A 6,665-nucleotide genomic window follows, 5' to 3' on the forward strand; every position below is an offset into this window, starting at 1 on the left:
ACGGCCTGCATATCGCCCGCAAGCTGCTGCTGGATGTGGCTGAGCTAGGCCTGCCCGCCGCCACCGAAGCGTTGGACCCGACCACCCCGCAGTACCTGCAGGACTTGATCGCCTGGAACGCCATTGGCGCGCGTACCACCGAGAGCCAGACACACCGGGAAATGTCTTCCGGCCTGTCCAGCCCGGTGGGCTTCAAGAACGGTACCGATGGCAGCCTGGATGTGGCTGTGAATGCCATGCTGAGCGTACAGTCCCCTCACCGCTTCCTGGGCATCGACCCGGAAGGCCGCGTGGCGCTGACCACCACCAAGGGCAACCAGTACGGTCATGTTGTGTTGCGTGGCGGTGGCGGCAAGCCGAACTACGATTCCGTGTCCGTGGCGTTGGCTGAACAGGCACTGGAGAAAGCCGGTGTCTCCACCAACATCATGGTGGATTGCTCCCACGCCAACTCCAACAAGGACCCGGGCCTGCAGCCGCTGGTGATGGAAAACATCGCCAACCAGATCCTGGAAGGCAACGAGTCCATCCTCGGCCTGATGGTGGAATCGCACCTGAAATTCGGCAACCAGAAGATCCCGCCGAATCTGGACGACCTGGAATACGGCGTGTCCATCACCGACGGCTGTATCGCCTGGGACACCACCGAAGAAGCCATTCGCAGCATGGCCGACAAACTGCGCGAGGCGCTGCCAAAACGTAATGGCTAAGGCTGCCCCCGCATTGAAAAAGCCCGGCCTTCGCGCCGTAATGCCGTTCACTTAAGCATTGCAGGCAGAGCGGGCCTTTCCGAAAATCCGGTTTCCACTCGCGGGAAGCCGGATTTTTTGTGTCTTTACAGCAGTCTCTTTTCGATATTGATGCCCTTCAGTCCTTACCTCGCTACGCTCGGTTCGCGCCTCGAGAGGCACTCCTACAAGGGAGGATCCATAAAAAAAAGCCCGGCGCGAAGGCCGGGCTTTTTCTGTTGCGTTACTGAGTCAGACTTAGAACAAGCCACCCAGCAGATTTTCGAACAGGTCCGTCAGGGCGTTGCCGGATTCCAGAGAGATGCCCTCGCCGGTTTCCTGATTCGCCAGACAAGCCAGACCCAGAGTCAGCGACAGGTTGCCCTCGTCATTAAAGGCACTCAGTAGCGGACAGCCCGGCAGCAGGCCGATCTGCTCGGAGTTGAGCAGCTCCACGTTGTCCAGGGACTCGATGAAGCATTCGGTCGGATCCACGGTACCGGTTTCAGAGGTTTCCGGGCACACCTGATCGGTGAGTGGATTCGGCTCGGTCAGCGGACCCAACAGCTCTTCCAGGGCGGCAAGACCGGCACCGGCTTCCGTCAGACAGTCAGTGGGCGTAGTGGGACCAATCGCACCAGCAGCGGTTTCCGGACAAAACTGCTCCAGCAACGGGGCCAGCGGGTTGTCGCCACCGCCACCACCGGGCAGACCACCGCCAGCCGCTTCCATGAAGCAGGCCGCCGGGTCGATCGGGCTGTTCGCTGCCGCTTCCGGGCACAGCGCCTCGGTCAGTGGGTTGGACCCCAGCAGCAGCTCTTCCACGTTACCGAAGCTGTTACCGGCTTCGGTCAGACAGTCGATCGGCGTGGTCGGACCCAGATCCGCTTCGGAGGTTTCCGGGCAGAATTGCGCCAGTACCGGCTCCAGCGGGTTGCCATCGGCACCCGGCAGGCCACCGCCACCTGGGGCGAAACCACCAGCCGCTTCTTCAAAGCAGGCGGCAGGATCAATCGGGCTGTTCGCCGCCGCTTCCGGGCACAGTTGCTCGGTCAGCGGGTTGGAACCCAGCAGCAAGTCCTGCACGTCGCCGAAGTTACCGCCAGCTTCAGTCAGACAGTCGATCGGGGTGGTCGGGCCAAGATCTGCTTCAGAGGTTGCCGGGCAGAACTGCGCCAGTACCGGCTCCAGTGGGTTGCCATCAGCGCCCGGCAGACCACCGCCGCCCGGAGCAAAGCCACCGGCCGCTTCTTCAAAGCAGGCGGCGGGATCAATCGGGCTGTTCGCCGCCGCTTCCGGGCACAGTTGCTCGGTCAGCGGGTTGGAGCCCAGCAGCAGGTCCTGCACGTCGCCAAAGTTACCGCCGGCTTCGGTCAGACAGTCGATCGGTGTGGTCGGACCCAGGTCTGCTTCGGAGGTTTCCGGGCAGAACTGCGCCAATACAGGCTCCAGCGGGTTGCCGTCGGCACCCGGCAGGCCACCGCCACCCGGAGCAAAGCCACCGGCAGCTTCTTCGAAGCAAGCTGCGGGATCAATCGGGCTGTTAGCAGCCGCTTCCGGGCACAGTTGCTCGGTCAGCGGGTTGGAACCCAGCAGCAGGTCCTGCACGTCGCCGAAGTTACCGCCAGCTTCAGTCAGACAGTCGATGGGTGTGGTCGGACCCAGGTCAGCCTCGGAGGTTTCCGGGCAGAACTGCGCCAACACAGGCTCTAGCGGATTGCCGTCGGCACCCGGCAGACCACCACCACCCGGAGCAAAGCCACCGGCCGCTTCTTCGAAGCAGGCCGCCGGATCAATCGGGCTGTTCGCTGCCGCTTCCGGGCACAGTTGCTCGGTCAGCGGGTTGGAGCCCAGCAGCAGGTCTTGCACGTCACCGAAGTTACCACCGGCTTCGGTCAGACAGTCGATCGGCGTGGTCGGACCCAGATCCGCTTCGGAGGTTTCCGGGCAGAATTGCGCCAGTACCGGCTCCAGCGGGTTGCCATCGGCACCCGGCAGGCCACCGCCACCCGGGGCAAAGCCACCGGCTGCTTCAGAGAAACAGGCTGCGGGATCAATCGGGCTGTTGGCAGCCGCTTCCGGGCACAGTTGTTCTGTCAGCGGGTTGGAACCCAGCAGCAGGTCCTGCACGTCCTGGAAGTTACCACCAGCTTCAGCCAGGCAGTCGATCGGGGTGGATGGGCCAAGGTCCGCCATGGCGGTTTCCGGGCAGAACTGTTCAAGGGCCGGAGCGAATGGGTTGCTACCGCCGTCGCCGCCATCACCACCACCTGGAATGCCACCGCCCATCAGGGCTTCAGCAAAACACTGGGGAGGATCAATTCGGCCATCCGCATTATCTTCAGGACAAATCTGCTCGGTCAGCGGATTACTCGCGGTGAGCATATCGTAGATGTCTATATAGGCACGGCTGGCTTCGTTGAGACAGTTGACAGGGGTTTCCGGGCCCAGCTCCTGTTCGCCGGTTTCCGGGCAAAGCTGGGCAAGCAGCTGGTCAGAACCGGGCAGGCCGCCATCGCCGCCGGGCAAATCGCCACCGCCACCAACGGCTTCCGTAAAGCATGCAGCGGGATCAATCGGGCTATTCGCCGCCGCTTCCGGGCACAGTTGCTCGGTCAGCGGGTTGGAGCCACCGATCATGTCACCGATGTTCTGGAAATTCCCGGCCGCTTCCTGCAGACAGGCTGCCGGGAAGGTGGCAGAACCGTCAAAAGACGTGTCGGTATCGTAAAGGAAATCCTGGTCCAGCATTTCACCGTTGAAAGTCAGCGTGGCATCAAATACCTGCGCCGCTTCCGGGCAGAACTGCTGTACTACCGGATTCAGCGACAGCTCATAGCCGGTATCTTCCTCGGCAGCGTCTTCGCTTTCATCCAGACAGGTTGCGGGATCAATGGAACCGCCCTCCCCTGCATCGCCGGACGCACCGGGACACAAAGCATCGGTCAGTTCGTTCTGATCGTCGATGATTTCTGCGATTTCCGGAGGCAGGGCACGGGCCGCCGGGCCTGAGTCGGCAGGCGCTGAGCTGCTGCCTCCACCGCCACAGGCCGTCAGCAGTGCCGCAAGGGCGCTGCTGCCTACCAGAAGTTTGAATTGATTAGCCAAGATGAACCCCTCCATCGTACTTTGTCGTTATGGCCCCCAGAACAGGAGCTGGTATCAACGACTATGAAAGGGATGTGCAATCTGCTGTAGAGCAAGGAGGTTGGTAGACTGTTAACAAGCGTAGCCAGCGTTACCGATTAGTGTCTGAACAAGGCTCAAGACAACTTTTCGATTACAGTTTCAGCAATCCTTCCGCTGCTAATCACGCCCACTAGCAATATGAGCACGGGCCCGAACGTGCGCGGCATCGTCGCAGTGATTCAACCGGGCATTCACAAAGGCACCTATTTCGCGCAGCGCCATGCCGGCTTCCGGCAACCAGGCCGCCAGGGCATGGAAAACATGGGGCATCTGCTCCCACACTTGCAGGGTGTGCTCCACCCCTGCCCGCTCGGCTTGTTCAGCGACCCGCACCGCATCGCTGTAAAGCAGCTCGGTACTGCCCACCTGAATCAGCAATGGCGGCAACCCGGTGTAATCGGCAAACACAGGAGAGAGTAACGGTGCTGCCGGGTCCTGGCCCCGGCTGTAGGACTTGGCGACAAAGTGCAGTGCACCCAACGGGATCAAGGGGTCCTGTTTCGCGTTGGTGTGAATACTGTCACCACTACAGGTCAGGTCGCCCCAGGGACTGATCAGCACGGCCGCCGCCGGCAATGGCAGATTCAGCTCGCGCAAGCGCAACAAGGTCACCAGGGAAAGGTTGCCGCCGGCGGAATCGCCTGCCAGCACAATGTGCTCCGGGCGGTACCCGGTATCCAGCAATGCCTTGTAGGCACGCACCGCATCTTCAAGTGGCGCCGGGTACGCCCAGTCGGGTGGCTGACGATAATCCAGCGCCAGCACCTTGGCCCGGCATTCACGGCTTAAACGCCAGGTGACGGCCCGGTGGGAACGCGGCGAGCCGAAAAAATAGGCTCCGCCATGAAAGTACAGCACCACCCGATTACTGCGTACATTGCGCCCAGCTATTAACCACTCTCCAGGCACTCCGCCCATGTGGGCCCGGGCGATATGTACTGATGACGGGACCGGTAACGCCAGGGTCACCGTATCAAAACCCAGTTGCGAGAATTTCATGAAACGGCGAGTAAAACGGATACGGCTAATCACCGGTTTCACCGCCCCCTTGATCGCCCGGTTGATCATTTTTCCCTGCCAGCTCAACGCCGGGTAATATTTCTTGTTGTTAACAGCCATGGCTCAGGCCACCCGCCTGCAATGTGGAGAGTTTGAGCCTAAGTGGTCATCATTGTCTGAACAAGACACAATGAGCCCGTCTTTGTTCATCCATGGTTAAGGATTCAGCGCAAATATGGAAACCCTGCGGCAACGCTGGCGCCACATTATCTTTGGTACCGATACCCCAGCCGGGCAGCTGTTCGATGTGCTGCTTATCGGGGCGATCCTGGGAAGCGTGATTGCGGTCATGCTCGACAGTGTGTCCAGCATCCGTGAAGAGTATGGCGTGCTGTTGTACGCGGCGGAGTGGTTTTTCACTCTGCTTTTTACGGTGGAATACGCCATTCGCCTTTGGGTCAGCGACCGACCGCTGCGCTATGCACGCAGCTTTTTCGGGGTGGTGGATTTACTGTCCGTCATCCCGACCTATCTGAGCCTGTTCATCCCCGGTTCCAATTACCTGCTTACCATCCGGGCGCTGCGGGTACTGCGCGTGTTCCGGGTCATGAAGCTGGCCAAATTCATGGGCGAAGCCAACCAGCTTGGCATCGCCCTGGTGCGCACCCGCCGCAAGATCGCGGTGTTCATGTTCTCCGTATTCGTGGTGATTATTATCTTCGGCAGCCTCATGTATGTGGTGGAAGGCCCGGAGAACGGTTTTTCCAGTATTCCGCAAAGTATTTACTGGGCCATCGTGACCATTACCACCGTAGGGTATGGCGACATTTCACCGCAGACGCCGTTCGGCAAGCTGATTGCTTCCCTGGCCATGATTACCGGCTACGCGATTATTGCCGTGCCCACCGGTATCGTCACCGCGGAAATTTCCGCCGCCCGCGTGAGCATGCGCTATGAACGTGAATGCCCGGGATGCCACCGCCATTCCCACGAGCCCGATGCCCGCTTTTGCCTGCAATGCGGTGAGGAATTACCGAAGCTGTCGCTGAAAGGCCCGGATGATTAAAGAAAGCGGCAGAGTTTTAGCTTCTGGCTTGGATCGTCCTGCGGACGATGTCCTCGCTTCGCTCGGTTCGCACCCGGTTCGCACCCTAAACGGTGCTCCTACAGCGGCTTCGTAGAAAAGCAGATGCCGAGTAACTTTTCCGCCTTTCTTTATCGAAGCGAGCGTAGCTCTTAGCTCACCCCTGCCTTTATTAACCGTCTATTAATCCTTTCTCTCGCAACACCTGAATAAACAGATCAGGCTCTGGGCGAACCCGGTAATTGTCTGTCAGGTGCTGATACACCAGCCGGCCTTCGCCATCCACGATAAATACCGTTGGCATAACGGTGTCACTGTCGTAGCCCAGCGCCTCCAGCCCGGCCGGGGTACCACCCGCATCGACAATACCTAAAGCACGCGCCGCCTGATTGTCATCATCGCGCAGGTATTCAAAATCCACCTGAAATTGCTTTGCCAGATCCGCAGATTGGCTGTGGGACTGCGGGCTGATCAACGCCACCCGTACACCCTGATCCTGCAACGACTGATATTGCGCTGCCACTTCACGAATCTGTGCCATACACAACGGGCACCAGTTGCCGCGGAAGAACAGCATCACCATTGGCTTGCCCGCGTAATCCGCCACGGTTACCGGCTTGCCCTCCAAGTTCGTGAAAGTGACGGCCGGCAACGGTTCACCCAGT

Annotated in this window: 5 protein-coding genes; 2 read left to right on the top strand and 3 right to left on the bottom strand. The window is 60.0% G+C overall.

Annotated elements, in window-relative coordinates; all coding sequences use genetic code 11:
- A partial coding sequence (locus tag A3754_RS21345) for a 3-deoxy-7-phosphoheptulonate synthase (protein WP_063521276.1) occupies positions 1-710 on the top strand: 710 nt, incomplete at its 5' end.
- A 276-nt stretch (positions 711-986) separates the two neighbouring features.
- Here the strand turns inward: A3754_RS21345 and A3754_RS21350 are convergent.
- Complete coding sequence (locus tag A3754_RS21350; RefSeq protein ID WP_231880730.1) at positions 987-3,836, bottom strand: hypothetical protein; 2,850 nt, start codon at positions 3,834-3,836, stop codon at positions 987-989.
- A 198-nt stretch (positions 3,837-4,034) separates the two neighbouring features.
- Positions 4,035-5,036, bottom strand: a complete 1,002-nt coding sequence (locus A3754_RS21355) for an alpha/beta hydrolase (protein ID WP_063521277.1) — start codon at positions 5,034-5,036, stop codon at positions 4,035-4,037.
- 115 nt (positions 5,037-5,151) lie between these two features.
- Here A3754_RS21355 and A3754_RS21360 point away from each other — a divergent pair, with 115 nt between their 5' ends.
- Positions 5,152-5,982, top strand: coding sequence for an ion transporter (locus A3754_RS21360; RefSeq protein WP_063521278.1), 831 nt, complete (start codon positions 5,152-5,154; stop codon positions 5,980-5,982).
- A gap of 190 nt (positions 5,983-6,172) precedes the next feature.
- Here the strand turns inward: A3754_RS21360 and A3754_RS21365 are convergent.
- Positions 6,173-6,665: peroxiredoxin (locus tag A3754_RS21365; RefSeq protein WP_156497131.1), on the bottom strand; the 493-nt coding region annotated here is incomplete at its 5' end.

The organism is Alcanivorax sp. HI0083, from assembly GCF_001635175.1.